Source organism: Streptomyces sp. NPDC048288 (assembly GCF_043201555.1).
GTDB lineage: Bacteria > Actinomycetota > Actinomycetes > Streptomycetales > Streptomycetaceae > Streptomyces.
This window is the reverse complement of record NZ_JBICZD010000007.1, coordinates 528,902-554,245: the sequence shown is the minus strand read 5'-3', so window position 1 is coordinate 554,245 and position 25,344 is coordinate 528,902. Positions and strand designations below refer to the sequence as shown.

Sequence of the window (25,344 nt, the reverse complement as noted above, 5' to 3'; positions counted from 1 at the left end):
GGCAGGGGGCAGCGGCCGGCCGGCCGGTGGACAGCGGTGACGGACGGGCCGGCGGTGCTGGGGCGTCGAGGGGGAAGCGGTTCAGTCCTTGACCGCACCGGCGGTCACGCCGGCCGCGACGTAGCGCTGGGCGAGGACGAGGATGACCGCGGCGGGCAGCGAGGCCACGACGGCGGTCGCCATGATGGCGTTCCACTCCTGGTTGTTGTTGCCGATGTAGTGGTAGATGCCGAGCGTGATCGGCTCGTGGGCGCCGCCGTTGACCAGGGTGGAGGCGAAGACGAAGTCGGACCACGACCACAGGAACGCGAACAGGGACACGGTGACGACGGCATTGCGGCTGATCGGCAGCACGATCGACCAGAAGGTGCGCAGCGGCCCGGCCCCGTCCGTCCGTGCCGCCTGGAGCAGTTCGCCGGGGATGCCGGACATGAACGCGGTGAGGACGAGGACGGCGAACGGCACGGCCAAGGTGGAGTCGGCGACGATCAGGCCGGGCACGGACTGGAGCAGGCCCAGCTGGAGGTAGACGGCGTAGAAGCCCATCGCCATGATGATGCCGGGGATCATCTGGGCGGCCAGCAGGAGGAAGCTCAGGACCCCGCCGCCGTGCGGGCGCAGCTTGGCGAGGGCGTATCCGGCGGGAGCGGACAGCGCGACGGTCAGGACCACGGTGCCCAGGCCGATGACGAGACTGGTGCCGAGGTAGGGCAACTGCTCGGCGAGGACGGCGCGGTAGCCGGCCAGGGTGCCATGCAGCGGCAGGAGGTCGGGCGGGCTCTTGCGCATGTCCTGGTCGCGGGTGAAGGAGACGTTCAGCATCCAGTAGACGGGGAAGAGCATGATCCCGGTCAGCAGGAGGCCGACGGCGGTCTTCCCCCAAGTCCGTGGGCCGTGCCGGTTCATGACGCCTCCTGCCTGCGCTGGACCCGGAGGTGGACCAGGCCGAAGACCAGGGCGGCGGCCACGAGCAGGTTGCCGACGGCCGCGCCCGGGCCGAAGGCGGGCAGCAGGTTGCCGAAGCCGAGCTGGTAGGACCAGGTGGCGAAGGTGGTGGACGACTCCGCCGGGCCGCCCTTGGTCATGATCCAGATGATGTCGAAGACCTTGAGCGTGTAGACCAGCCCCAGGAGCAGGGTGATCGCGGACACCGGACGCAGCAGCGGCAGGGTGATGCTCCAGAAGCGCCGCCAGGCGCCCGCGCCGTCGAGGGCGGCGGCCTCGTACAGGCCGGCCGGGATGGACTGCAGGCCGCTGTGGAGCACGACCAGGTTGAACGGGACGCCGATCCAGATGTTCGCGATGATCACCGAGGCCAGCGACCAGGACGGCGAGGTCAGCCAGTTCACCGGGCCGACGCCCACGGTGTGCAGGGCTGCGTTGACGACACCGGAGTCGCTGTTGAGCATCCACGACCAGGTGGAGGCGGACACGATCAGGGGCAGCAGCCAGGGCACCAGGAACAGGGCGCGCAGGGTGGCCGAGAGCCGGAAGTGCTGGTGGAAGAAGACCGCGAGGGCCAGGCCGATGGCGTACTGGAAGGCGAGGCACACGACGGTGAACACCACGGTGTGCAGCAGGGCCGGGGCGAAGGCCGGGTCGTCGAGGACGGTCCGGTAGTTGCGCAGTCCGGTGAAGGGCGCGTTGCCCTGGACGAAGGAGCGGACGGTGTAGTCGCGCAGGCTGAGGTCGAGATTGCGGTAGAGCGGATAGGCGTAGAAGAGGGCGAGGTAGAGGGTCACCGGGGTGAGGAAGGCCCAGGCGGCCCACTGCGGGGAGGCGGGGCGGCGCCGGGCCGGGGGCGGGGCCGCACCACTGGGGGCGGACACCGGTCGGCGGCGCGCCACTTGCGTCGTCTGGCTCATCAACGGGCTCCGGAGTGCGGCTACTTGACTGCGGACTGGGCGGCGTCGAGCGCGTCCTTCGGAGACTTCGAGCCGCTGAGGGCGGACTGGACGGCCTTCCACAACTGCTCGGAGATCTTGGGGTACTTGGTGCCCAGGTCGTCGCTGGTTCGCCCCTTGGCTGCCTTGACCGCGTCGACCCAGGGCTTGAGGCCCGGATCGGCCGCCACCTGCTTCTGCCGCACCTCGGCGGTGGGGGCCACGTAGGAGAGGGTGGTGTCGGTGTCGTACAGGTTCTGGGTGCTGGTCAGGCAGGTGGCGAGCTTGCGCGCGGTGGCGTAGCGGCCGGTGTCGCCCTGGACCGGGATGGTGACGAACTCGCCGCCGGTCGGGGCGGGGGCGGTGCCCGAGGCGGCGCCGGGGATCGGCAGGACGCCGTAGTCGAGTCCGGCCTTCTTCGCGTTGGCGAGCTGCCAGGTGCCGTTCTCGCTGAACGCGTAGTCGCCGGTCGCGAACTCCTGCCAGCTGGTGGTCTGGGTGTTGTTGAGCACGGAGTTGGGGGCGTAGCCCTGGTCCAGCCAGCCCTTCCACAGCGAGAGCGCGGAGACGGCCTGGGTGGAGTCGAGGGCGGTGAGGTGCGCGCCCGCGCCCCAGAACCACGGCAGGAACTGGAAGCTGCCCTCCTCGGTGCCGATCGCGGAGAACGTGATGCCCTTCTTGCCGGCCTTCTTCACCTTCTCCAGGGCCGCCGTCAGCGACGGCCAGTCCCTGACCGAGGCGATGTCCACCCCGGCGGCCTTCAGGACCTTCTTGTTGTAGTACAGGGCAAGGGTGTTGGCGCCGATCGGGGTGCCGTAGGTCTTGCCGCCCGACTGGCCGGCCGCGAGCAGGTTGGGGTCCACGGCGGAGGTGTCGAGCTTGGTGTCGGCGGTGGTGGTGAGCACGCCCGCCTCGGCCAGGGTCGACACCACGGGGTTGTCGACGACGAGGACGTCCGGCGAGTTGTCCTGCTGCGCGGCGAGCAGCGCCTTGTTCGGCAGGTCGCTGGTGTCGAAGCCGGTCCGCTTGATCTTCACCCCGGCCGCGGTGCCGCAGGCGTCGAGCAGCTTCACCCAGGCGGAGCCCCGGGCGAACTGCGGATACGGGTCCCAGACGGTGTACGTGCCGCTGTCCGCCGCCTTCGTCCCGCCGCTGCCCGAGCCGGAGCCGCAGGCGGTGGCGGTGCCGACGACGGCCAGGGCGGTCAGGGCCGCGACGGTCAGGCGTCTGGTGGAGGTGCTGTTCATCGGAGGTCCTCTGTTCTCGACGCGGGTGCCCGGCGTCGCGGGCATGCGGGTGCTGCCGACGATCCGGGCATGCGGATGCCGTCGGCCGTGACGGTGAGATCGGGTGAGGTCAGGTGAGGTGAGCGCGGGCACGCCGAACGGCCTTGGCGGGCGGAGCGTCCCGTGAGGTGAAGTCAGGTGAAGTGAAGTGAAGTGAGGCGAGGTGAGCCGAGGTGACGTGAAGTGGCCGGAAGTGGCGGGCGGCGCGTGGGCGGCGGTCAGCCGGCCGTGCCGGGCCCGGTGCTGGCCCGCAGTGAGACGGGCGGTACGAGGAGATGGTGCCGGGGCGGCGCGGCGGGGTTGTCGAGCCGCTCCACCAGCAGTTCGACGGCGCGCCGGCCCATCTCCTCGGCCGGTACGTCCGCCGCGGTGAGCGGCGGGGTCACCGTCTCCGCCCAGCGGCCGGCCACGACCCCGGTGACGGAGAAGTCGCGCGGCACATGGCGGCCGGCCTGGGCCAGGCCCCGGTAGAGGCCGCCCAGCGCGGCCTCGTTCATGGTGACGAGGGCCGTGGTGCCGGGGTCGTCGTGCAGGATCTGTTCCAGACAGGTCTGGCCGGCGGCCGGGTCGTCCCCGCAGCAGTACGCGCGGACCGTCAGCCCGCGCTCGGCCGCGGCCTTGGTGAAGCCGTCCAGACCCCGGTGCGCCGACTCGTAGCCGCTGCGCAGCAGCTGCTCGGGACGGTTGACGAAGGCGACCCGGCGGTGGCCGAGGTCCGCCAGATGGTGGACGCACGCCTCCACCAGCGCGGTGTGGTCGAGCCCCACCCACCAGCCGCTGTCGGGCCGGGCGGTCCGGCCGATGGCGACGAAGGGGAAGTCCAGGGCGGTCAGATGGTCCACCCGGTCGTCCTCCAGCCGGATCTCCATCAGGATCGCCCCGTCGACCCGCCGCTCCCCCAGCAGCCGCTGGAAGGACCGGTCACTGTCCACGCCGCTGGGCGACAGCAGCACGTCGTGGTCGTGGGCCGCGGCGGCCTCCACCACGCTGCCGATGAAGTCCAGCTGCATCCCCGTGTAGTGGTTCCCGGCCGGCGGAAAGACCAGACCGATGGTGCTGGTCCGTCCGTTGGCCAGGGCGCGGGCGCTGGCGCTGGGCCGGTAGCCCAGTTCGTCGACGACCTGCTGGATCCTGCGGCGGGTGTCGTCCGACACCGGGCGCTTGCCGCTCAGCGCGTAGGACACGGTGCTGCGCGAGACACCGGCCCGCCGGGCGATCTCACCGATGTTCACGGCGACTCCTGGTTCGAGGTTCGAACCGGTTCGACACCTCACGGGAGGGTCCGGGCCGGTTGGGAGAGCGGGAGGGGAATGCGAGGAGCGGCGCCCCGGCGTTCGAACCGGTTCGCGTGAAGTGAAGGTAGGAAGAGCCCGCACCGCTGTCAACACCTCGGGCCGCACTTCCCACGACACCGTGACGACCACCGGTTCCTCTTGCCGGAGGGATTGCTGACCGGATGGGCCGGTGCTAGCTTCGGCGAACCGGTTCGACGAAGCCGCCTTCACGGAGAACCAGAACCGGCCCCGCAGAATCCCGCAGATTCCAGCCCCCTCCACACCCCGCACCGGACCGCGGCAGCGCCCCGGATCGAACCGGTTCGACACCGAAGAGCCCCTACTCACGGATTGAGGACGCGATCCATGCCCTCCGCTGCCCAGGCACCCCCCACCGCGGTCCACGAGGGACACCTCACCGTCGGTCTCCGCTCGGACACCGGCGCCTTCCACGGCGGGGCCTCCGGCACCCTCTACGGCCTGTACGGGCCGGGCGTCCCCACCGGCAACCTCATCGAGGGCATGGGCCTGCGCACCGTCTCCACCAAGGCCCAGGACGGCCCGCAGCACCCCGGCGCCGACGCGCTGGAGGTGGTCGGGCCGCTGGCCGACTCGACCGGCGGTGACGTGTACGTCTACCTGACCGACATCCACCGCGGCTTCCCGTACCGGTGGCCCGGCAGCACCCCCGAGGAGAAGCTCGGGCTCTACAAGAAGCGGATCGCCGCGCAGGTGGACCAGATCCTGCGGCTGCCCGAGCGGTACCGGCACCACATCGTCCTCGTCCCGTTCAACGAGCCCGAGGGCAACATGTTCGGCACCGGCGAGTGGAGTTACGACGGGGTCGGCTGGCTCGACGATCCGGCCGGCTACTTCGCCGCCTGGGACGACGTCCACCGGTTCGTCAGGGGCAGGATGCCCGGCGCCCGCATCGCCGGACCCAACACCAGTGTCCTGTACGACCAGGTGAAGGGCTTCCTCACGCACACGCTGGCCGCCGGAACCCTCCCCGACGTCGTCACCTGGCACGAGCTGAGCCACCCGGAGTCGGTGCGCGAGAGCGTCGCCAGGTACCGGGCGTGGGAGCGGGAGCTGTTCCGGGGCACCGACCGCGAGGGCACGCGGCTCCCCGTCAACATCAACGAGTACGCCTTCAACTACCACACCTCGGTCCCCGGCCAGATGATCCAGTGGGTGTCCGCCATAGAGGAGTCCAAGGTGGACGCCGACATCGCGTACTGGAACATCGCCGGCAACCTCTCCGACTCCGCGGTGCAGGCGAACCGCGGCAACGGCCAGTGGTGGCTGCTGCACTGCTACGCCTCGATGAGCGGGCACACGGTACGGGTGAGCCCGCCGTTCCCCGGCGAGAACTACACCCTGCGGGGCGTGGCCACGCTGGACGAGCGGAAGCGACAGGCCCGGCTGCTCTTCGGCGGTTCCGCCGGAGCGGCCCGCATCGCCTTCACGGACGTACCGAAGGAGGTCTTCGGGGACCGTGTGCACGCCTGGGTGCGCGAGATCGAGTGGAGCGGGCAGCTGGGCGACTCCGCGGGCCCCGGGCTGCTCACGGAGACGGACCTGGAGGTCGGTGACGACGGCACGGTGGCCTTCGGCTTCGGCGACGGCGGAGCGCTGCCCGAACTGAGGGAGTCCTCCGCGTACGAGATCGTCCTCAGCCCGGCGGGCGGGGCGCGGGGCACCCAGTCGCCGCCGGTGCGCTGGCAGGCGTCGTACGAGGCGGAGGACGCCGCGCACACCGGGGCGGGGTACTCCAGGAACGGTCCGGAGGGCTCGCCGCAGGACGTGTCGAGGTTCTACACCTCCGGCGGCCACCACGTCGGCGGCCTGCGCACCGGCTCGGACGTCGTCCTCGACTTCACCGTGGACGTACCGGAGGACGGCACCTACGGCCTGAGCGTCTTCGCCAACTCCCTCAACACCTGCGACCGGGTGGCGGAACAGGGCCCGACCAATGTCTTCCTGCGGGTGGACGGCGCCGCGGACGGCGAACAGGAGCTGTATCTGCCGCTCGGCCACAAGTGGGCGGTCTGGGACCACACCGACACCGAGGTCCGTCTCACCGAGGGCCGCCACACCCTGACGCTCGCCGCACGGAGCCTGGACGGCACGCGCGCCACCAGGGGCGACGCCGTCGTCGACCGCCTCACCCTCTCCCTGCCGGAGGCCTCGGCGGCCACCCGGGTGTACGAGGGGGAGCTGGCCTGGCTGGGCGGCGGCGCCCGGCCCGTCTACGACCTGCCGAGGCAGGCCGCCGCGTCCCCCGCCACCGGCTCGGGCGCGGCGCGGCTCGCGAAGGACCAGACGGCCACCTTCTGGGTCCATGCGCCGGCCGACCGCGAGGCCACCGTGCGGGTCGACACCCTCGGCGGCTCGGGGGCCCGGCTCTCCGTCAACGGGCACGACGTCCTGCGGCTGGGCGAGGGCACCGGCGCGGTCGCGGTCTCCCTCTCCGGCGGCATCAACAAGGTGACACTGACCGGAGGTTCGTCCACCACCCTCGTCGACCGCGTCACGGTCACGCCCTCACGGGGCACGCTCCCGGCCCGTACCTACGAGGCGCGGACCGCCGAACTCGCCGGCTCGGCCGCCCTCACCCCCCTCTCCCTGGCCACCGGCGGCACCGCGATCACCGGCATCGGCGGCGCCCCCGGGAACGACAACACCGCGGCCTTCACCGTCGCCGCGGACCGGACCGGCCTGCACGCGCTGCGCGTCCGCTACGCCAACCCCGAACAGGCCGAGGCCACCCACTACAACCCGGACCCGCTCGCCCGCCACGCCGACATCACCGTCAACGGCGGCGGGACACGACGCGTCGCCTTCCCGCACACCTTCCACCGCAACAACTTCTGGGAACTGACCGTCGCGGTCCGGCTGGAGAAGGGACCCAACACGATCACCTTCCGCGCCGAGGAGCCGCCGAACTTCGACGGCGCCGGCTACGCGTCGGACACCTTCCCCGACGTACCGCTCCGCTCCCGCCACGCACCGCTGATCGACAGCATCACCGTCGCCCCGTACGCGTGCCCCGCAAACACACCAGCGGGCCTGCCGTCGCCGACAGACCCGCTGATGAACACCTCGGTCGCCCCGAAGGGCGACCGAGAATCACCATAGAGGCGGTCGTACTCACTTCGCGCACCCTGTTGCGCCCCTCGGCCGTCACGGAGGTCGGCCTCCACAAGATGATCGGCGGGCCGCCCACCTGAAAGACGATGCCGCAAACGCCGGTCGCCCCACCAGCTGAACGGCCGCGATCCCGCCGCCTATCCATTATCCATTTGTTGCGATTCTCGGCCGCCCCGGTGGGCGAGCGCCGCGCAAATAGCCGTTGATCATGCTCCACCAACCCTTTCGTTGCGACCTCTGCCGTCCCGGAAGACGACTACCACCACTACCACCACCTTGCGCGGGTCAGTAGCGGTGGGACCGAGGCGTTGTCGCAATCCTCGATGGGTGTAGATCTTCCGGGGGTGCCTCGTTGGGGGTGATTCGTAGAGGTTCGGGGTGTGGCCGGAGGCGTGCGGGTGCTGAGCGAGGGTGGGTGGGGTGTGCCGTCGTTGACGGAGGCGTTGGAGGCGTTGGAGGCCACGCGAGCTGAGGTGCTGGGCCAGGTCGAACGGCTGCGTGAGCAGATCGCCGGTTTGTCCGAGGAGTTGTCGCGGGCAGAGGAGTGGCTGTCGCGGTCGCAGATTGCGCGGGAGACGGTTGAGGAGGTGCTGTACGCACCGTCTTCTCCGGTGTCGTGCATGAACGCCCCGGGCGGGGCGCCGACGGGCTTGCTGCGGCGCTGCCGCAGGCCGAGGCAGAGCTGGATGTGACGGTGACGTCGCCGGAGTACCGGGAGATCATCGCTCTGTTGGCGACCCCGGGGGCGGCGATGCGCCGCAAAGAGGTCTGCCGGCACCTGGGTCCAGGCGCTGAGCCGCGGCATATCGAGGGGACACACTCGGAGCTGAAGCGGCTCGTGGAGCGCGGGATCCTTGTCTGTTCGCCGCGGCGTGTGCGGAGCTGGCGGCCCCTCGGGCGGCGGTGATGACGCGCGCGGTCGGAGGACCTGCTGGGAGTGCGGATGCGTGAGGTCACCCGGCAGTTGTTCCAGGACCACCTGACCCTGCGGGCCGGCAACGAGGCACGTCGGCAGGAGGTCGTGGACGCCGAAGGCTGCGAACGCACCCGGATCGAGCGGGGCCGGCATCGCACCCTGGCCACGATGGCCCGGATCGCCTACCGCGGCACCAGGGTGGCGCATCCGCACCCGGCCGATGCGGTGCTGAACCTGCCGGAGGGGATGCACTCGCACGGGCCGGCCAGGCTCGCTGCGATCGAGTCCGCCCGCAGCAGCTTCGCAGACGCCTACGAGCGGATCAACGCCGGCACCGGCACCGGCGCCGGGCACCGGCAGGTCCAGAAACTCGCTGCCGGCGCCGCAGCGGACATCGACGTGTTCTACGACGCCCTCGCGCCGGCTCCCCGCACCGACGCCACGCCGCTGATCGTGTCGGTGGACGGCAAGGGCGTGGTGATAAAGCCCGAAACGCTGCGCGAGGACACCGCGAAAGCCGCGGCGGCCAAGGGCGGCAACGCGATGAGGACTACTCGCGCCGCGCGACGCACCTTCTACAGGCCCAGTGCGAAGAGACGCGAGTCGGCAGCACAGCCCAAAGTGGGACATGGAGAAAACTCGCATACTGCAAAAACGCTATGCGCACGCCCACTGGAGCAACTGGCTCCAGTGCGATGCCCCGACCAGCAATGACCGGCTGTTCTGCCACGTCTACGGGCGTGGCGACTGCAGGACGGACCAGTTCGTGCCGGGCTGAACGTACTGCTTCGTTGCCGCACTGGAGTCGGGTCACACCGCCTGGGTCGCGCTGCTGAACACTGTACGTCCGGGGCCCGCCGACAATGCGACGCTCGTCACGCCGCCCAACTGCGCGGCCTCGTCGAGCGGTTGACGCACGCCAGGCCAACCCTCACCGCGCATGAGGGCTGAGCGAGTGCCCCTGTCGGGGCCGGGCACATGCCCGGCCCCGAGAGGAGTGCGCGACCCTCAGCCGATCAGCCCACCGCGTTCGCCCGCTCCTGCGGGGTCAACTCCCAGTAGGGGCGGCTGTCCTTCGCATTGGAGTGCGCCGGCTCCGCCGCACCGCCACCCGAGGGGGCGGCTTCCTGCGCGCCGTTACCGGCTGGGGTGGCGGTGTCGGCGCGGTCCGCGGACGAGGCGGAGTGGGCGGACGAGGCGGAGTGGGAAGCGGGGGTCGCGGCGACAGCGTCGTGGGCCGTTGCCGCCGAGGCGATGCCGGCCGTGCCCGCGGCGGCCAGGACGGTTCCGGCGGCGATGCTGTACAGCCGGCGCTGCTTCTGCGAGATCTTGCGGTGCTTCAACGGTCTTCCTCTGTTCGGGTGTCAGGTCTCTGGATCGCGGACCGCCGCATCACAGCGCGGAAGCCCTCGTGTGACAGAAGTACGGGCCCGGGCGAAAACGGGTTGCACGCGGCGGCAGAAAGAATCACCCTGCCGCGCCATGCAACCCTGCGGGCCCGATCCCCGTATGTAGGACCGGTGGGATGATGCGCAAGCGGAGGTCAGCAAGGGTGAGGGAAGCAGTCCGGGAACGGGAGTTCCGGGAATTCGCCGAGAGCCGGCAGGCGCAGCTCCGACGCAGCGCCTACCTGTTGTGCGGGGACTGGTACCAGGCGCAGGACCTGACCCAGACCGCTTTGATGAAGCTCTACGTGGCCTGGGGACGGGTCAGCCGGGACGGCAACGTGGACGCCTACGCACGCACCATCCTCACCCGGACCTTCATCGACCAGCAGCGCAAGGGAGGCTGGCGCGAGGAGCCGGTGAGCGAGCCGCCCGATCTGCCCGCAGGCGTGCCGGTCGCACCGGAGTTGCAGATGGTGATGCGAGAGGCGCTCATGGAGCTGCCGCCCCGTTACCGGGCCGTGCTGGTTCTGCGATTCTGGGAGGACTGGACCGTCGAGCAGACTGCACACGCGCTACAGGTGACTCCGGGGACGGTGAAGAGCCAGAGCGCCCGGGGGCTCGCCAAACTGCGTGCCATCGTCGAGAAGATGAACAGTGAAGGGACGGCCAGGTGAGGCTGGACATGGACGAGCGCGACGACGACGCCCTGCACGCCGCCTTCCAGGAATTCCTCGGCGCACGGCCGGAACCGCCCCTGCCCAGCGTCGTCGACGCGGCCGTGACCGGTGGCCGCCGCATCCGGCGCCGTCGCCTGGTGCTCGCCGCAGTAAGCACGCTCGCGGTCGTGGCCTGCACGGTCACCGTAGCCACCATCCTGCCGCGGGCAGACACCAGACACGGCCCGCAGCCGCTCATCCCGGCCGTAACTCGCCCTGCGGCGCCCAGCCCGACCACAGCCGCACCGCAGGACGGGAACCCCCCGGGCGGCGCACAGCCCGCGGCGAGCACGGCTACTGGCACAGGGGCGGCACCGCAGGACTCGAACGGCGCGGCCGAACCCGCCCCTACAAAGGCCCAACACCCCGGCAGCCGATAGACAACCGGGACGTGCCCCATCCCCCACAGCCGTCGACAAAACGCGCCCGCCCGCCGAGCCGCCCGCGGAGGTGCAGCCGCGTCCAGGTGTCCAGGCCGTCGGCGTCGATCTGCCAGCCGATCGCACGGGCCCGCTGCAGCAGCGGGTGGTTACTGCGAGGGTGCCGTGCGGGCAGGTCAGGCACGTCGACGGTCATTCGGCACTCGTCCGTACCCACGCCTGGCGCAGATCGTACGGGTCAAAGCGCACTCCACAGGCTGAGAGGTCGTTCTCTTTCCGAACTCCGTGCGCGGATTCCCCTGTTCAGGCACGGGATTGGAGCTGTCACGGAAGTCTCGACTCGTTGCCGGTCGGGATGTTGTGGGGGGTGCGGATGCCGTCGATGCGGGCTGTTCTGGAAGCGCGGCGGAAGGCCGCGGTGGTGCGGGCGGAGGAGCTCGAAGCCGAACTGGCGCGGCTGCGGGCGGACTTGGCAGATGCAGAAGAGGTCCTCCAGACGCCGGGTGATCGGTCTGGAGCAGAATCTGGAGGCACTGGTCGCGGAGGAATCCGGTCGGGCCACTACGTGCGGGTGCCTCACCGGGAGGACGCGGACGGTGTCGGGGACCTCTTGGCGGACTACCAGGTTGATTGCCGCTGCCCCGGACGCGGGATCACGGACCAGGCGCCGACTGCGCAGGAGCCAGTCGAAGGATCTTTCCACGACCCAGAGGCGGGGCCCCAGGGAGCAACCGGCACCTGGTGGTCGCCGCGGAAAGTTCGGATGCACGCTGATGGCGATCTTAGGCCGCCTCGTCACGTCGAGGTGGCGGTGGCTCTGGAGGACGGCCGACGATCGCGACCCAGCAAGGCGGAGACCGGTATTCGGTGCCCGGCTGGAAGCCCGTTCGGATGGATGGAGGGCATGGCGCGCGGCCGGGCGCCCCTGTCGTGTTTACGCCGCCGTGCCTCTCGGCGCCCCGCTACGGGCTTACACAACTCGTGTGTATGGTCGATGTGTTGGCTTTGTATGACGCCGAAGGAGTCTGGTGTGCGCATGAACATCTCGGTTCCCGACGGCCTCGCCGAACAGGTCCGCGCCCGCGGCCTGCCGATTTCGGCGATATGCCAGTCGGCTCTGCTGGAGGCGGTGGAACAGGAGCGAGCGAAGGAAAGCGTGATGAGCAACATCGCCGCCGTGGTCGAACGCCTGCGTGGCACGATCGACTCCAAGGACCACGAGAAGCACAGGAGCGATCGCGAGAGGCGCGCGGAAGGCCACGCCGACGGCATCGCCTGGGCCAGTGACTACGCCACAGCGGCCGAGCTGAGCTACATGGCCTCCTACGAGCCCGGACATGGCGGCAACCCGCTTCGCAGCTTGTTCCCGTTCATGTCCGACAAGAAGAACGAGAAGGTCAACCACATCCCGCCCATCAGGCCGCGAGACCCGTACTGGGAGGGGTTCATCGCCGGCGCCGGGGAGGTCTGGAGCGCCGTGGCCGACCAGCTGCGCTGAGCGCCCACCACTGTCGGGCGCCGGCGGCCACGCCCGACGGACACTCCGTCAGCCGCGGCCGGGGTCACGTTCGGCAGCCGGGCGTGGGCTTGCGGCCGGAGGCCTCGGTCTTCGACCCCCGTCGATCGAGCGCACGCGGCCTCCGCACCAGGTCCGTTCGGCTTCCCGGCCTCCCCCGCCGGATACCGTGCGGACGTCTTGCCGGTCGCCCTACCGAGAGGCGTTCAGCGCGGCGAACAGATCCGCCTCGCTGTGCCGCTGCCGCCGGTCGCTTACGACCGGCCAAGGAGAACGGCCGCTCTGTTAGCCTGAGTTCACAAGCAGAACCGGCATTCCTTTTGTGGGGAGGCGTGATGCCGCGACTCACTGACGCGCGCAAGGAACTCCGGCGCGCCCAGATCGCCGAGGCCGCCGTACGCTGCTTCGGCCGCAACGGGCTGGACCGGACCTCGATCGCCGACATCATCGCCGAGTCGGGCCTTTCGGCGGGCTCGATCTACGCCCACTACCGCAACAAGGCCGACCTGGTCCAGGCCGCCGCCCGTGACGTGCTGGCCGAACGCGCCGAGGTTCTCGGCGCGCTGGCCGCGAGCGACACCCCGCCCGGCCCCGACGAACTGCTCGCCCGTCTGATCGCCGCGATCGACCCGGCCGAGGCGCGGGTCGGCGTGCAGACCTGGGGCGAGGCGACCACCAACCCGGCCGTCCGCGACATCGTCGTCGACATGACCGACCGGATGCGTGCGATGGTCCGCGACTGCGTCTCGGCATGGCTGGTCAAGGTCGAGCACCACGAGCCGGACGAGGCCCGGGAGAACGCGGCACCGATCGCCCACCGGGTGATGGCGCTCTACCAGGCCGAACTCCTCTACCACGCCTTGCGGTCACCGACCGAGGAGACAGCATCATGATCACTCCCACCGCTACGTCCGCCGGCCGCACCGCCTTACGCACCGGTTACCGAGCCTGCGGTGCACGCCGCCGCCGAGTCCCTGGGTGTCACGCCCTTCCAGGTCTGCCTCGCCCGGCCGCTGCACCGGGCCCCGAACGTGCTGCTCATTCCCGGCACCGCCGACGTCTTTCGTCCGGAAGCCGACATGGCTGTCGGTGAGATGGCGCCGGACACCGCGGCCCTCACCGCTCCGGACGCCATCGAGTCGCGCTCCGGCGATGTCTCCCTCGGCTGACCCGGACCCACACGAACGAGGCGCGACCGCACCGCACGCCGGGAGACTCCGACGCGCTGCCGGACCGTGCCTGAAGATCACGCCGCCAGACCCCCAGGACGGATCATGAAGGCCATCATCTACCGTGACAACGGCGCCGCCGACGTTCTCCGGCTCGTCGACCACGACCTGCCCGCGCCCGGACCCGGCGAGGTACGCGTCCGGGTCGCCGTGTCCGGGGTCAACCCCACAGACTGGCAGGCCCGTTCCGGCGCCGGCCACCCCAAGCTCTTCCCCGAGGTCACCCCGCATCTCGACGGCGCGGGCACCGTCGACGCCGTCGGCGAGGGGGTCGACCCGAGCCGGGTCGGCCAGCGGGTCTGGCTGTTCATGGCCGCTGCGGGCCGGCCCACCGGTACCGCGGCCGAGTTCACCCTCGTACCCGCCGAACAGGCCGTGCCGCTGCCGGACGAGGCCGGCTTCGACGTCGGCGCCTCGCTCGGCGTGCCCGCGCTCACCGCGCACCGCGCGCTCACCGTCGCGGAGGACGGGCCGCGCCGCCTCGCACCCGGAGCACTCGACGGCACGGTGGTGCTCGCCGCGGGCGGAGCCGGGGCGGTCGGGCACGCGGTGATCCAGCTCGCCCGGTGGGCCGGCGCCACCGTGATCAGCACGGTCAGCGGCCCGCAGAAGTCCCGGCTGGCCACCGCCGCAGGGGCCCACCACGTGATCAACTACCGCGAGGGCGACCCCGCCGCCGCGATCCGCGAGATCGCCCCGGACGGCGTCGACATCATCGCCGAGGTGGCCCTCGGCGCGAACCTCGCACTCGACCTGGCCGTGCTGCGGACCCGCGGCACGATCGCGACCTACGCCAACGACGGCGGCCGGCCGGTCGAACTGGACGTGCTGCGCACCATGGTCCTCAACACACGCTTCCAGTTCCTGGTGCTCTACACGGCCGGGCCCCAGGCACGTGCCGCCGCCGTCGAGGACGTAGCCGCCGCGGTCCGCGACGGCGCCCTGCCGGTCGGCGAGGAACACGGCCTGCCGCTGATCCGCTTCCCGCTCGACCGCACCACCGACGCACACCTGGCGGTGGAGCGCGGAGCCGTCGGCAAAGTACTGGTGGACATCCCGTCGTGACGTCCGGTCAGCCACAGTGCGAGCAAGCACCGTGGTCACCACCGGCACACCCCTTGCCGTCACCTCATCGAGCGGTCAGGACACGCGCCCACGGCTCGTCGACGCCGGCCAGACCCAGCACCGCGGCCACGTTGTCCAGCATCCCGGCGCCGAACCAGCGCCGCACCGCCTCGTCGTCGCCCAGCAACCGCCCGACGATGTCCACCTGCTTGGCGTAGCAACGGCGTACGGCCTCCGCCACCAGCGGCTCGTCGACGGCACAGTTCGCGTGCATCAGGAAACGCAGGATGGTCCGGTCGGCGACGAGCGCGGCGTAGGCAGCGCGCGCCGCGTCCAACGCCTCCTCGGCCTCCGGCGCGGCTCCACCGGGCGCCGGCGAGTGCGCGACCAGAGTCTCGGCCATGACGACGGACACGCGGTCGACCGCCGCGGCGAACAGTGCTTCCTTGTTCGGGTAGAGACGGTAGAGATACGGCTGGGAGATGCCGACTCGCGCGGCCACCTCGTGCGTGGTCGTACCGTAGAAGCCCTTCCGCGCGAAGCAGTCGATCGCGGCGGCCATGATGGCCCGGCGTCGTTCGTCGCTCTTCGTGCTGGTACCGGCCGTGGGCATACGCGTCAGTTAAACACGGCCGCCCTCAGCCATCAAAAGCACCGCCGTCGTCGGGGTCCGCGGGCGTTTCGTCGGGTGTGAGTGCCTCGACCGCCACCAGCGGGTTCCAGTAGTCCGAGTAGTGGGTGATCAGCCCGTCGGCATCGGTCCGGACCACGGAGACGCATGTCTGCTCGTACGGCTTGCCGGTCGGCCGGGCGGTGCCCGTCGCGCGGAATTCGGCGATCACGAGTCCCGGATCGACGGCCTGGTGGAACACCAGGCCGACGAAGTCCACGTCGAAGGTCTCAGGAAAGGTACGCATGTGCGCGAGCAGGGCGTCTCGCCCGGTCAGCCGTCGCGGCACACCGGCCGGCGCGTACGGGAACTCGAGCACCCCGTCGGGAGCGAACAGCTTCACCCATTCGTCGGTGCGTCCTGCCGCGGTAAGGCGCAGGTGCTCGGTCACGGCGTGCTGAGCAGCGGCCCGGCGGCGCGGGTCGTCTTCCTGGGCTGTCATGGGCGCTCCTAGGTTAGTGGTCGACCGATAACCTAACAGTCGCCGGACAGCGCGTCGGGCCGGACGGGACCGGACTGTGCCGCAGCTCACGCCACCGGATCCCGGTGTGAAACGTATTAAGAAGTGAGAGACGAGTGGCAGATGTTCTCAACTAATCCTGAGATCACGGGAGATGACGAGGAGTCAGCACATTGTCTGCCACGTCGGAACGACCCGAAAGGATCAGTCCTTGCGTCACAAGAAGCGCGCCATGACCCGTCGTACCCTCCTCGGAGCAGCCGGTCTCGCGGCAGGCGCGGCCGCCGCGATCCCGGTGATCGCCTCGGCCGCGCCCTCCGGCACCGCGACGCGGCAGAAGCCGGTTCCCCGCACCCGGGCGAAGACGTTCACGGGCGCGGCAGCCGGGTCCGCGAAGCCGGGCTTCCCCGTCGAATACGTCGGAGTCGCCTGGACCGGCGCCCGGCGCGGTGCCGCGATCAGGCTGCTCGACCAGGCCGGCAAGCCGGGCGCGTGGCAGGCGCTGACGCCGGTCTGCGCCGCCGGGTCCGACGCGGACACCGGTGAACCGGCGAAGAGCGTGAGCGTGCTGGTGCCCGCCGGCGGGGCCGCGGGTTACGAGCTGAAGATGCCGGACGGGGCGACCGGCATACGCTCCACCGCCATCGACACGGTCAACGGCCCCACCGTCAACGTCTCCGTGGCCACCGAGACGGCGTCGTTCAGGGGCGTCGAGTTCATCACCCGGGCCGGCTGGGGCGCCGACGAGTCCCTCCGTTTCAAGGCGGACGGCACCGAGAACTCGCCGCAGACCTACTACCCGACCCAGACGCTGACGGTGCATCACACCGCAGGCGCCAACGGCGACCTGGACCCGGCCGCCACCATCCGCGCGTACTACTACCTGCACGCGATCACCAACGACTGGGGGGACATCGGCTACCACTTCCTCGTCGACGAGGCCGGTCTCGTCTACGAGGGCCGCTACTCGGGCACGGACGGCATCCCGGCCCACAGCGCCGACGGGAAGATGGTGACCGCCTTCCACACCTCCGGCTTCAACTCCGGCAACCTCGGCATCGCCGTACTCGGCAGCTTCGAGAGCCAGGCACCGACCGCCGCGGCCCGTGCGTCGCTGACCAAGCTGCTCGCGGCGCTGGCCGACTACCACGACCTCGACCCCGAGGCCGCCGTCACCTTCGTCAACCCCGTCAACGGCGTCACCCGGGACGTCCAGATGATCAGCGGCCACCGCGACTGGCTGGCCACCGAGTGCCCCGGCACCACGTTCTACGGCGACCTCCCCGCCCTGCGCCAGGACGTCACGGCAGCGCGTTCCGGCAGCTGAAACCAGACTTCCCGGCCGGCCGCAAGCCGTGAGGAGGGCGTCCGCTGGAGCGGACGCCCTTCCGCTGTCGGGACGCGGTGTGCGCATCAGCACCTCTACAGGGGGTGCTACACGACCCTGACCACGTACTTGCCCCGAACACCGCCGGCTTCCAGCGCCCGGTGGGCCTCCGCCGTCTTCTCCAGGGGGAAGACGGTGTCCACCGCAGGGCGCAGCTTGCCCTCGACCACATGGCGGGCGAGGTCGTCGAAGTCGGCCCGCGTGGGGTTGCCGCTGAAGAGGCGTACCCGGCCGTGTCCGTGGACCGCGCTGGCCGCGAGGTAGCCGAGCGACGCCGCCGGGCGTTTCAGGTCGAAGGCGATGGTGACCATGCGCCCGCCTGGATTCAGCAGGCGCCGGAAGGCCTCAAGGCCAGACCCCGCGGTGTCCAGGACCACGTCGAAGCCGCCCAGTTCCGCCGGCCGGACGCTCCGGTGATCGACGGCCTCGTGCGCGCCGAGTCCGCGGACGAAGTCGAGGTTGGCCGCCCGGGCGAGGGCCGTGACCTCGGCGCCGTACGCGTGGCCGAGTTGGACGGCGGCGTTGCCGACGCCGCCTGCCGCGCCCCGGACGACGAGTCGTTCGCCGGGGCGCAGTGCGGCTTTGTCCCGCAGAGTGGTGATGGCCGTGGTGGCTACCGGCAGCGCGGCGGCGTCCACCAGATCCAGTCCGTCGGGAACCCGGCCCGTCCGCTCGGCAGGCACGGTCACGTACTGGGCGGCACTGCCGAAACCGGCGGTGCGGCCCAACACCCCCCACACGCGGTCACCGACCGCGAGCCGGGTGACTCCGGCACCCAGCACGGCGACCTCTCCGGTGAAGTCCAGGCCGACACGCTTGGGGAATCTCCGGCCGGTCACCAGCCGGAGGCGGCCGGCCCGAGCGGCCAGTTCACCCCCGTTGACGCTGAAGGCGTGCACCTTGACCAGCACTTCACCGACGGCCGGAGCCGGGCGTGGCACGCGCCCCAGGTACAGCACATCGGGGCCGCCATAGCGGTCGTAGAGCACCGCCTTCATCATGCCGTCGTCCATCGTTCCGCCTCTCCCGCCGGTGGTCGTACAAGGAACCGACACCGACGGTAGGCTCATAAACGGACGCGATCGTCCGTTTGGACCCGAAGCGAGAGGCAGTGATGGTGGAATCCTCTCGGATCGCAGCCCACGACGGGCTGCGGGCCGACGCCCGGCGCAACCGGGAGCGTGTCCTCACCGCTGCCCGTGAGGTCTTCGCCGAGCAGGGGATCGACGCCCCGATGGCGACCGTGGCCCGCCGAGCCGGGGTTGGCGTGGCGACGCTGTACCGGCACTTCCCGACCCGCGACGACCTGGTGCGGGACGCGTTCGCGCAGCAGATGGACACCTGCGTGCGGGCGCTCAGCGAGGCTCTGGCCGACCCTGACCCGTGGCGGGGATTCCAGCGACTGATCGAGACGGTCTGCGCCCTGCAACGGGAGGAACGCGGGTTCCCGGCCGCGTTCGTCGCGGCCTTCCCGGGAAGCGCGTCGGAACACGCGCACTCCCGGCAACGAGCCGAGCGGGACTTCACCACCCTGGTTCGCAGGGCTCAGGCGGCGGGGGGTCTCCGAGCCGACTTCCACCCTTCCGACCTCGCCGTGGTCCTGTTGGCACACTGCGGTCTGGTGACCGCCCTACCGGGAGACGGCGCGGCCTCCCGGCGCCTGGTGGCCTACCTGCTCCAGTCGTTCCGCGCCGACACGGCCAACGAGCCGTTGCCTCCGCCGACTTCGTTGACACTGCGCAGTCTCCCGATCGGAGCTGACGATCCCCAGCGGAAGCGGGCCCCCAGAGCATGACCGGCCACGGCACCTGCCTCGGGGCGCGTCCGGCCCGACAACACCACCGTCGACTGGCCCCGGCCCCGCTCCCGCGGATGCTCGGGACAGACCCCGAAAGATCATCTCGGTCTTCCGCGACACTCTGGAGACGCGGTCGACATGAGGTTGTGGCCCGGTGCGGCCGTGTCAGGGTGCCGTCATGGCAACTTCGGCCCAGGTCATGACGGGTGGCATGGCTTGCCCGGGCCCTTGATGAACATGTCGTTGAAGAAGGTGGCCCTCGTGCCGGTGCCCTTGGCGAAGGGCACCATCTCCATGACCAGACATGTGTCCTCATGCGTGATGACGTACCTGTGGTCCCAATCACCGTCACCGGCCTTCTGCGGCTTCAGGATTCTTCACTCGGTCCTGCCGGCACGTCTCTTCCGGGGAGCCCTTCTCGATGACCGCTGTGAAGCCAGGTAGATGTTCAGCGTGCCATTCGGTTTCTTCTCCACCGCACAGGCCTGAGGCACCGTTCCCCCTGTTGCCGTTCCGGCTTCGGCTTCGCCTCCGGCACTGCCACGGTCACGCCTGCGGCAATCGCTGCGATCGCGAGCCCGAACGCGATCCGCTTCCCCGTCCGGCGCCCGCGCGTGGTTCCTTCATCGTCCGCCAACCGCGCATCAGGTGTTCCTCCCGCGGGATCCGTCGGCCGTCGGGGAAGTCCCGCTCGGCCGGCACAGCCAGCAGTCGGCGCAGTCCTCACACGTCTCCGTCCCGTTGACGTGCGCGGGACAGCCGCGAGCGCACGGTGCCCACCGGATTGCCCAGCGCCTCGGCGGTCGCGACGTAGTCCAGCCCGGACCACACGCACAGGACCAACACCTCGCGATCCGATCGTGGCAACTGGTCCAGTGCCCTTCGCACCACGGCGGGTCAAGAACACCAAGGGCAAGGTCGCCCGCCGCGTCCCGCTCATCGACGAAGTGCGCCCCATGATCGCCCAGCGTATACTCCCCCTCGGCAACAGGCCCGATGCCCGCCTGTTCACCGGCCCCCGCGGCGGGCGGATCACCACCGCCGTCCTGCGCGACGCCACCCACTGGGACGACGTCGTCCAGTCCCTCGGCTACGAGCACCTGCGCCACACCGGCCTGACCTGGATGGCGGATGCCGGAGTCCCCCTGCACGTCCCGCGATTGATCGCCGGCCACAGCTCCCTGCAGACCACCCAGCGCCACCTCCACCCCGACCTGCAGTCCGCGGTCCGCGCCGGTCGCACCCTCAGCAATCACCTGACCGCCGCTCCCGGCCGCCCGCCGCCCTCCGCCGGTATGTCCGCGACCCTGCGGAGACTGTAGGAACCGGACAACTCCACACGCGGTGGGGACGATCTCGGTCCCTGGCGAAATGACGCCGACCTGCGGGTTTTCCGCGACCGTGGTCCCCAGGTGGCCCCCAGGACTCTGACGCCGCGTCACATGGAAACTGTTGCCGACAAGGCGAAGGGCCCGCCGGCCTGGCCAAATGCCAGACCAGCGGGCCCTTCGTACACCGTCGGGACGACAGGATTTGAACCTGCGACCCCTTGACCCCCAGTCAAGTGCGCTACCAAGCTGCGCCACGTCCCGGTGCGCTCACTCGCGGTGACCCGCGTGATCGCGCGAACAGCACCCTACCGCACGTAGCTGGGCGGGCCGAAAGCGGGCGGGAGGACGGGGGACAATCGGTCGTATGGAAGACGCGGGGACAGACGCGGGGACAGGGGCACGGGACCGGGACGCCGAGGGGCGGGCGCGCAGTGCCCGGCCGCGCGACGGGCTGGGGCGCCCGCTGCCCTACGGTGCGCGCGGCGTCGAGCGGCAGCCCGAGGGGGTGGTGCGGGCTCCGCGGGAGACGGTCGGCGAGGCCCAGGCGCTGCTGGACGCGGGGAAGCCGTTCCACGCGCACGAGGTGTTCGAGGACGCCTGGAAGTCCGGTCCCGAGGAGGAGCGGACGCTGTGGCGGGGGCTGGCCCAGCTGGCGGTGGGGCTCACGCACGCGGCCCGGGGGAACGTGACCGGCGGGGCGCGGCTGCTGCGGCGCGGCGCGGGCGCGGTCGAGGAGTGGGCGGCCGGCAGCGGGGTGCGGCGGCCGCACGGGATGGATGTCGAGGGGCTCGCCCGGTGGGCGCGGGAGCTGGCCGGGCGGGTGGAGAGCGGGGGCGGGAGCGTCGACGCCGGCGCCGAGGCGCCCCGGCTGCGCGGTACCGCGTAGCACCGGGGTGACCCGCTGTCAGTGGCATGCGGCAGACTCGGGGGTGTGCGAAAGATTCATGTCATCGGTATCGGCGCGGGCGACCCCGACCAGCTCACCCTCCAGGCGGTCCGGGCGCTGCGGGACACGGACGTGTTCTTCCTCCTCGACAAGGGCGAGGTCAAGAGCGACCTGACCCAGCTGCGCCGGGACATGCTCGACACGCACATACCGGACGGCGGTTACCGGCTGGTCGAGGCGCGGGACCCGGAGCGGGACCGGGCGGCGAGCGGCGGCGCGTACTCCCCGGCCGTCGGGGACTGGCGCAGCGCCCGCGCCGACATCTACGAACGGCTGATCCGCGAGGAACTCGGCGAGGAGCAGACCGGCGCCTTCCTGGTGTGGGGCGATCCGTCGCTGTACGACAGCACGCTGGCGATCCTGGAGGAGGTGCTGGAGCGGGGCGCGGTGGTCTTCGCGTACGACGTGGTGCCCGGGATCAGCAGTGTGTCCTCACTGGTGGCCCGGCACCGCACGGGGCTGAACCGGGTGGCCCGGCCGGTGCAGATCACCACCGGGCGGCGGCTCGCCGAGGGGCTCCCGGACGGGGTGGACGACGTGGTGGTGATGCTGGACGCGCACCAGACCTTCCGGCGGTACGCGGACCAGGACATCGACATCTACTGGGGCGCCTACCTCGGCACTCCGGACGAGATCCTGGTCGCGGGCCCGATCGCCGAGGCGGCTCCCCGGATCGAGCGGCTGCGGGCCGAGGCACGGGAGCGCAAGGGCTGGATCATGGACACCTATCTGCTGCGCCGCCACCCCGGAGGGCCGAAGGAGAGCTGACCGTCACTCAGACGGTTTCGCAGGGTATGCGGGGGTAGGCCGGCGGTGTGACAGTGACCTCGTGACGTCCACCGAGGAATCCGCACTGCCCGACGCCGCGCAGCCGCCCGTGCTGGACGCCCGTCGGCGCAACGTCGTCTTCGTGACGATCGTGCTGGGCATCCTGCTCGCGGCCCTGGACCAGACGATCGTGGGCACGGCCCTGCCGACGATCGTGTCGGACCTGGGCGGTGCCGCGCACATGTCGTGGGTGGTCACCGCGTACCTCCTCGCGGAGACCGTGTCGACCGTCCTGGTGGGCAAGTTCGGCGACCTGTTCGGCCGCAAGGCGGTCTTCCAGGTCTCGGCGATCGTGTTCATCACCGGCTCGTTCCTGTGCGGTCTGGCCACGAACATGTCGCTGCTGATCGCCTGGCGGGCGATGCAGGGCATCGGCGCGGGCGGGCTGATGGTCACCGCGATGGCGCTGATCGCGGACGTCATCCCGCTGCGGGAGCGCGGCAAGTACCAGGGCGCGATCGGCGCGGTGTTCGGCGTGGCCACGGTCATCGGGCCGCTGCTCGGCGGGCTGTTCACCGACCATCTGTCGTGGCGCTGGGCGTTCTACGTCAACGTGCCCATCGCGATCCTGGTGGTGGTGGCCGCCGCCCGCACCATCCCGGTGGTGAAATCGGCGTCCCGGCCGGTGATCGACTATCTCGGCATCGCGCTGGTCGCGGTCGGCGCGAGCGCCCTGATCCTGGCGACGAGCTGGGGCGGCAACGAGTACGCGTGGGGTTCGGGCACCATCATCGGCCTGTTCGCGGGCGGTGCGGCGGCGCTCGCCGCGTTCTGCCTGGTGGAGACCCGGGCGAAGGAACCGATGCTGCCGATGCGGCTGTTCGGCAACCCGGTCTTCACGGTCTGCTCGATCCTCAGCTTCATCGTCGGCTTCGCGATGCTCGGCGCCATGACGTATCTGCCGAGCTACCTCCAGTACGTCGACGGCAACTCGGCGACGATCTCGGGGGTCCGCACCCTCCCGATGGTGATCGGTCTGCTCATCGCGTCGATCTTCAGCGGCAACGTGGTGAGCAGGACCGGCCGGTACCGGATCTTCCCGATCGTCGGCTCGCTGGTCATGGGCGCCGGCCTGTACCTGATGTCGTTGATGGGGCCGGGCACCGGGGTCTGGCTGGAGTCCCTGTACATGTTCGTGCTGGGCACCGGCATCGGCCTGAGCATGCAGGTGCTGACGATCGCCGTGCAGAACACCGTCGACTACGCCGACCTGGGCACCGCGACCTCCGGCGTCACCTTCTTCCGTACGCTGGGCAGTTCGTTCGGTACGGCCGTCTTCGGCACCATCTACACCAACGCGCTGAAGCCGAACCTCGCGGACGGCATCACCGCTGCCACCGGGGCGAGCGCCCTGGACCCGGCGGTCGTCGCCAAGGCGGCCACCAGCCCGGAGGGCCTGCACCGGCTGCCCGCTGCCGCCGCCGAGCCGATCGTCCAGGCGTACGCCGACACCATCCACACCGTGTTCCTGTGGACGGTGCCGGTCGCGGGCGTCGGGTTCGTGGTCGCCCTGTTCCTCAAGCAGGTCCAGCTCCGGGACAGCGCGCGGCTCGGCTCCACCGACATGGGCGAGGGGTTCGCCTCGCCGCACGGGCCGGACTCGCAGCGGGTGCTGGAGGCGGCCGTGGCGAAGATCATCGGCAGGGCCGACCTGGACACCGCGCGCCGGATCATCCGTGACTCCGGCACCCGGCTGGACATCGCCGAGGCCTGGGCGGTGATGCAGGTCGAACTGCACACCCGGCTGGTCGGGCACGGCCACCTCGGCCTGATCGCCGCCCGCCGCCGGCTGCCGCCGGAGGTGCTGCTGCCCGTCTTCGACCGCACGGTGGACGAGGGCTACCTGACCCGTACCGGCCCCTATCTGTCGCTCACCGAGGCCGGCGACCACGAGGCCCGGGTCCTCGGCCAGGCCTGGGGCAGCTGGCTGAAGGACCGGGTGCAGGAGGACCTCGGCCGTCCGTCGGGCGCCGACCTGCGGGCCGCCGTCGACACCATCGCCAAGCGGCTGCTGGTCGAGGACCTGACCGACGGTCTGCCCGAACGGGCCGGGGAATGGGAGCCGGCCGCCGAGGCGGCCTGAACGCGCGCGCCTCGCCGTCCGGTGATCAGGCGGGGCCGAGCCCCAGCCGCTCCAGTACGCCCGCCACGTCGGGGACCGCGGTGACTCCGCCCGGCAGCGGCGGGCGCCGTACGACGACCACGGGCAGCCCCGACTCGCGGGCGGCCGTGAGCTTGGCGGCCGTCGCCGCTCCCCCGCTGTCCTTGGTGACCAGGACGTCGATCAGGTTCTCGCGGAGCAGCGCGGTCTCGTCGGCGACGGTGAACGGCCCACGGGCCAGCAGCACCTCGGTGTGCGGCGGCAAGGGGGGCTCGGGGGGCTCCACGGACCGTACGACGAAGTGGCGGTCGGTCAGGTGGGCGAAGGCGGACAGGCCGAGGCGGCCGGTCGTCAGCAGGACCCGGGGGCCGAAGCGCGGCAGCAGGTCCGCCGCCGCGGCCAGCGACTCGACCGGGTGCCAGCGGTCCCCGGGGCCGGGCCGCCAGCCGGGGCGGCGCAGCACCACGGCCGGGACGCCGGTCTCCGCCGCGGCCCGGGCCGCGTTCGCGGTGATCGTCTCGGCGAAGGGGTGGGTGGCGTCGACGAGGGCGTCCACCCGCCGCTCACGCAGCCAGCCCGCCAGTCCGGCCGCCCCGCCGAAGCCTCCGACGCGCACCTCGCCCGGCAGCGCGCCGGGCCGGGAGACCCGCCCCGCCAGGGAGGTCGTGACGCGCACACCGGGACGCGGGGCGAGCGCGGCGGCCAGTTCGCGGGCCTCGGCGGTGCCACCGAGGATCAGGACGTGCGGGGACATGGGGCGAGCGTACGGGGTGCCGCCCAGGGGCCAGGAGGCGATGTCCCGCGCTCGCGCGGCCTCGGCGGGCTCGGCGCGTGGGTGGTTGCGGCCGGGAAGCGGTGCGGTCGCCGCGTGGGACGCCGGCACGATGCGGGGGACGTCCCCGGGCCCGGACGCGGGACGGGCGCCCCCCGGGGGGGGGGGGGGGGGGGGCCGGGGGGGGGGGGGGGGGCGGCAGCCCGGGCGGGGGGTGAAGGGGGGGGGGGTGTGTTTGTTGAATT

At 71.2% G+C, this 25,344-nt stretch carries 24 protein-coding genes, 1 tRNA gene and 1 pseudogene; 15 read left to right on the top strand and 11 right to left on the bottom strand.

Going from position 1 to position 25,344, the window contains the following annotated elements:
• Positions 1–81 precede the first annotated feature (81 nt).
• From ACGFZS_RS27430 to ACGFZS_RS27415, 4 genes are all read right to left on the bottom strand, one after another.
• Positions 82–906, bottom strand: a complete 825-nt coding sequence (locus ACGFZS_RS27430) for a carbohydrate ABC transporter permease (RefSeq protein ID WP_393797337.1) — start codon at positions 904–906, stop codon at positions 82–84.
• On the bottom strand, positions 903–1,865 hold the full coding sequence (locus ACGFZS_RS27425) for a carbohydrate ABC transporter permease (RefSeq protein ID WP_393797336.1): 963 nt from the start codon (positions 1,863–1,865) through the stop codon (positions 903–905). Before ACGFZS_RS27425 ends, ACGFZS_RS27430 begins: the two co-directional genes overlap by 4 nt.
• A gap of 20 nt (positions 1,866–1,885) precedes the next feature.
• Positions 1,886–3,130, bottom strand: coding sequence for an extracellular solute-binding protein (locus tag ACGFZS_RS27420; RefSeq protein ID WP_393797335.1), 1,245 nt, complete (start codon positions 3,128–3,130; stop codon positions 1,886–1,888).
• Positions 3,131–3,387: 257 nt separating this feature from the next.
• Positions 3,388–4,401, bottom strand: a complete 1,014-nt coding sequence (locus ACGFZS_RS27415) for a LacI family DNA-binding transcriptional regulator (RefSeq protein WP_359219006.1) — start codon at positions 4,399–4,401, stop codon at positions 3,388–3,390.
• A gap of 408 nt (positions 4,402–4,809) precedes the next feature.
• Here ACGFZS_RS27415 and ACGFZS_RS27410 point away from each other — a divergent pair, with 408 nt between their 5' ends.
• The 3 genes from ACGFZS_RS27410 to ACGFZS_RS27400 all read left to right on the top strand — a co-directional run bounded on the left by ACGFZS_RS27410 (position 4,810) and on the right by ACGFZS_RS27400 (position 9,226).
• On the top strand, positions 4,810–7,584 hold the full coding sequence (locus ACGFZS_RS27410; RefSeq protein ID WP_393797334.1) for a cellulosome protein: 2,775 nt from the start codon (positions 4,810–4,812) through the stop codon (positions 7,582–7,584).
• A gap of 392 nt (positions 7,585–7,976) precedes the next feature.
• Entirely contained in the window at positions 7,977–8,288 is a 312-nt protein-coding gene (locus ACGFZS_RS27405) for a hypothetical protein (RefSeq protein WP_393797333.1), read from the top strand.
• Positions 8,289–8,539: 251 nt separating this feature from the next.
• Positions 8,540–9,226, top strand: coding sequence for a hypothetical protein (locus ACGFZS_RS27400; protein ID WP_393797332.1), 687 nt, complete (start codon positions 8,540–8,542; stop codon positions 9,224–9,226).
• Positions 9,227–9,528: 302 nt separating this feature from the next.
• Here ACGFZS_RS27400 and ACGFZS_RS27395 read toward each other — a convergent pair whose 3' ends face one another.
• Complete coding sequence (locus ACGFZS_RS27395; RefSeq protein ID WP_393797331.1) at positions 9,529–9,855, bottom strand: hypothetical protein; 327 nt, start codon at positions 9,853–9,855, stop codon at positions 9,529–9,531.
• Between the two features lie 209 nt (positions 9,856–10,064).
• Here ACGFZS_RS27395 and ACGFZS_RS27390 point away from each other — a divergent pair, with 209 nt between their 5' ends.
• From ACGFZS_RS27390 to ACGFZS_RS27365, 6 genes are all read left to right on the top strand, one after another.
• Positions 10,065–10,574 carry a SigE family RNA polymerase sigma factor gene (locus ACGFZS_RS27390; protein WP_393797330.1) on the top strand — a complete coding sequence of 170 codons (510 nt, stop codon included), beginning with the start codon at positions 10,065–10,067 and terminating at the stop codon, positions 10,572–10,574.
• Positions 10,571–10,996, top strand: a complete 426-nt coding sequence (locus ACGFZS_RS27385; RefSeq protein WP_393797329.1) for a hypothetical protein — start codon at positions 10,571–10,573, stop codon at positions 10,994–10,996. The genes ACGFZS_RS27390 and ACGFZS_RS27385 overlap by 4 nt, the downstream gene beginning before the upstream one ends.
• A gap of 1,030 nt (positions 10,997–12,026) precedes the next feature.
• On the top strand, positions 12,027–12,494 hold the full coding sequence (locus tag ACGFZS_RS27380) for a type II toxin-antitoxin system CcdA family antitoxin (RefSeq protein ID WP_393797328.1): 468 nt from the start codon (positions 12,027–12,029) through the stop codon (positions 12,492–12,494).
• Positions 12,495–12,847: 353 nt separating this feature from the next.
• The gene (locus tag ACGFZS_RS27375; protein WP_393797327.1) at positions 12,848–13,405 is read left to right on the top strand and encodes a TetR/AcrR family transcriptional regulator; all 558 of its coding nucleotides are present in this window, start codon (positions 12,848–12,850) and stop codon (positions 13,403–13,405) included.
• A gap of 60 nt (positions 13,406–13,465) precedes the next feature.
• Positions 13,466–13,681 (top strand): hypothetical protein, encoded by a 216-nt coding sequence (locus ACGFZS_RS27370; RefSeq protein WP_393797326.1) that lies wholly within the window; start codon positions 13,466–13,468, stop codon positions 13,679–13,681.
• A gap of 105 nt (positions 13,682–13,786) precedes the next feature.
• Positions 13,787–14,806 (top strand): NADPH:quinone reductase, encoded by a 1,020-nt coding sequence (locus ACGFZS_RS27365; RefSeq protein WP_393797325.1) that lies wholly within the window; start codon positions 13,787–13,789, stop codon positions 14,804–14,806.
• A 64-nt stretch (positions 14,807–14,870) separates the two neighbouring features.
• Here the strand turns inward: ACGFZS_RS27365 and ACGFZS_RS27360 are convergent, their stop codons facing one another.
• Together ACGFZS_RS27360 and ACGFZS_RS27355 are read right to left on the bottom strand one after the other, a co-directional pair.
• Positions 14,871–15,419: a TetR/AcrR family transcriptional regulator gene (locus tag ACGFZS_RS27360; RefSeq protein ID WP_393797324.1), complete on the bottom strand. Its 549-nt coding sequence runs from the start codon at positions 15,417–15,419 to the stop codon at positions 14,871–14,873.
• 25 nt (positions 15,420–15,444) lie between these two features.
• Complete coding sequence (locus ACGFZS_RS27355; protein ID WP_393797323.1) at positions 15,445–15,918, bottom strand: nuclear transport factor 2 family protein; 474 nt, start codon at positions 15,916–15,918, stop codon at positions 15,445–15,447.
• 250 nt (positions 15,919–16,168) lie between these two features.
• Here ACGFZS_RS27355 and ACGFZS_RS27350 point away from each other — a divergent pair, with 250 nt between their 5' ends.
• A complete protein-coding gene (locus tag ACGFZS_RS27350; protein WP_393797322.1) occupies positions 16,169–17,263 on the top strand; it encodes a peptidoglycan recognition family protein in 1,095 nt (364 codons plus the stop codon).
• 107 nt (positions 17,264–17,370) lie between these two features.
• Here ACGFZS_RS27350 and ACGFZS_RS27345 read toward each other — a convergent pair whose 3' ends face one another.
• The gene (locus ACGFZS_RS27345; protein ID WP_393797321.1) at positions 17,371–18,336 is read right to left on the bottom strand and encodes an NAD(P)-dependent alcohol dehydrogenase; all 966 of its coding nucleotides are present in this window, start codon (positions 18,334–18,336) and stop codon (positions 17,371–17,373) included.
• Between the two features lie 101 nt (positions 18,337–18,437).
• Between ACGFZS_RS27345 and ACGFZS_RS27340 the strand changes: the two genes are divergently transcribed.
• A complete protein-coding gene (locus ACGFZS_RS27340; protein ID WP_393797320.1) occupies positions 18,438–19,118 on the top strand; it encodes a TetR/AcrR family transcriptional regulator in 681 nt (226 codons plus the stop codon).
• A gap of 741 nt (positions 19,119–19,859) precedes the next feature.
• Here the strand turns inward: ACGFZS_RS27340 and ACGFZS_RS27335 are convergent.
• Positions 19,860–20,015, bottom strand: a pseudogene (locus tag ACGFZS_RS27335) (sigma factor-like helix-turn-helix DNA-binding protein); the annotation flags it as partial.
• On the opposite strand from ACGFZS_RS27335, the gene ACGFZS_RS27330 reads away from it, so the two are divergent.
• Positions 19,982–20,443, top strand: coding sequence for a tyrosine-type recombinase/integrase (locus ACGFZS_RS27330; RefSeq protein WP_393797319.1), 462 nt, complete (start codon positions 19,982–19,984; stop codon positions 20,441–20,443). The pseudogene ACGFZS_RS27335 and the gene ACGFZS_RS27330 overlap by 34 nt on opposite strands.
• A gap of 196 nt (positions 20,444–20,639) precedes the next feature.
• Here the strand turns inward: ACGFZS_RS27330 and ACGFZS_RS27325 are convergent.
• Positions 20,640–20,713: transfer RNA gene (locus ACGFZS_RS27325), tRNA-Pro, on the bottom strand.
• A 103-nt stretch (positions 20,714–20,816) separates the two neighbouring features.
• On the opposite strand from ACGFZS_RS27325, the gene ACGFZS_RS27320 reads away from it, so the two are divergent.
• The 3 genes from ACGFZS_RS27320 to ACGFZS_RS27310 all read left to right on the top strand — a co-directional run bounded on the left by ACGFZS_RS27320 (position 20,817) and on the right by ACGFZS_RS27310 (position 24,309).
• The gene (locus ACGFZS_RS27320) at positions 20,817–21,338 is read left to right on the top strand and encodes a DUF309 domain-containing protein (protein WP_393797318.1); all 522 of its coding nucleotides are present in this window, start codon (positions 20,817–20,819) and stop codon (positions 21,336–21,338) included.
• 45 nt (positions 21,339–21,383) lie between these two features.
• The gene (gene cobF / locus ACGFZS_RS27315; protein ID WP_393797317.1) at positions 21,384–22,166 is read left to right on the top strand and encodes a precorrin-6A synthase (deacetylating); all 783 of its coding nucleotides are present in this window, start codon (positions 21,384–21,386) and stop codon (positions 22,164–22,166) included.
• A 61-nt stretch (positions 22,167–22,227) separates the two neighbouring features.
• Positions 22,228–24,309: an MDR family MFS transporter gene (locus ACGFZS_RS27310; RefSeq protein ID WP_393797316.1), complete on the top strand. Its 2,082-nt coding sequence runs from the start codon at positions 22,228–22,230 to the stop codon at positions 24,307–24,309.
• A 25-nt stretch (positions 24,310–24,334) separates the two neighbouring features.
• On the opposite strand, the gene ACGFZS_RS27305 is transcribed toward ACGFZS_RS27310, so the two are convergent.
• Positions 24,335–25,081 (bottom strand): cobalt-precorrin-6A reductase, encoded by a 747-nt coding sequence (locus ACGFZS_RS27305; RefSeq protein ID WP_393797315.1) that lies wholly within the window; start codon positions 25,079–25,081, stop codon positions 24,335–24,337.
• Positions 25,082–25,344: the final 263 nt, after the last annotated feature.

Excerpts from the sequence above, each read along its gene's own strand:
- ACGFZS_RS27430 (WP_393797337.1), bottom strand. The coding sequence starts at position 906 with ATGAACCGGCACGGCCCACGGACTTGGGGGAAGACCGCCGTCGGCCTC.
- ACGFZS_RS27425 (WP_393797336.1), bottom strand. The coding sequence starts at position 1,865 with ATGAGCCAGACGACGCAAGTGGCGCGCCGCCGACCGGTGTCCGCCCCC.
- ACGFZS_RS27420 (WP_393797335.1), bottom strand. The coding sequence starts at position 3,130 with ATGAACAGCACCTCCACCAGACGCCTGACCGTCGCGGCCCTGACCGCC.
- ACGFZS_RS27410 (WP_393797334.1), top strand. The coding sequence starts at position 4,810 with ATGCCCTCCGCTGCCCAGGCACCCCCCACCGCGGTCCACGAGGGACAC.
- ACGFZS_RS27400 (WP_393797332.1), top strand. The coding sequence starts at position 8,540 with ATGCGTGAGGTCACCCGGCAGTTGTTCCAGGACCACCTGACCCTGCGG.
- ACGFZS_RS27375 (WP_393797327.1), top strand. The coding sequence starts at position 12,848 with ATGCCGCGACTCACTGACGCGCGCAAGGAACTCCGGCGCGCCCAGATC.
- ACGFZS_RS27365 (WP_393797325.1), top strand. The coding sequence starts at position 13,787 with ATGAAGGCCATCATCTACCGTGACAACGGCGCCGCCGACGTTCTCCGG.
- ACGFZS_RS27360 (WP_393797324.1), bottom strand. The coding sequence starts at position 15,419 with ATGCCCACGGCCGGTACCAGCACGAAGAGCGACGAACGACGCCGGGCC.
- ACGFZS_RS27355 (WP_393797323.1), bottom strand. The coding sequence starts at position 15,918 with ATGACAGCCCAGGAAGACGACCCGCGCCGCCGGGCCGCTGCTCAGCAC.
- ACGFZS_RS27350 (WP_393797322.1), top strand. The coding sequence starts at position 16,169 with ATGACCCGTCGTACCCTCCTCGGAGCAGCCGGTCTCGCGGCAGGCGCG.
- ACGFZS_RS27345 (WP_393797321.1), bottom strand. The coding sequence starts at position 18,336 with ATGGACGACGGCATGATGAAGGCGGTGCTCTACGACCGCTATGGCGGC.
- ACGFZS_RS27340 (WP_393797320.1), top strand. The coding sequence starts at position 18,438 with ATGGTGGAATCCTCTCGGATCGCAGCCCACGACGGGCTGCGGGCCGAC.
- ACGFZS_RS27320 (WP_393797318.1), top strand. The coding sequence starts at position 20,817 with ATGGAAGACGCGGGGACAGACGCGGGGACAGGGGCACGGGACCGGGAC.
- ACGFZS_RS27305 (WP_393797315.1), bottom strand. The coding sequence starts at position 25,081 with ATGTCCCCGCACGTCCTGATCCTCGGTGGCACCGCCGAGGCCCGCGAA.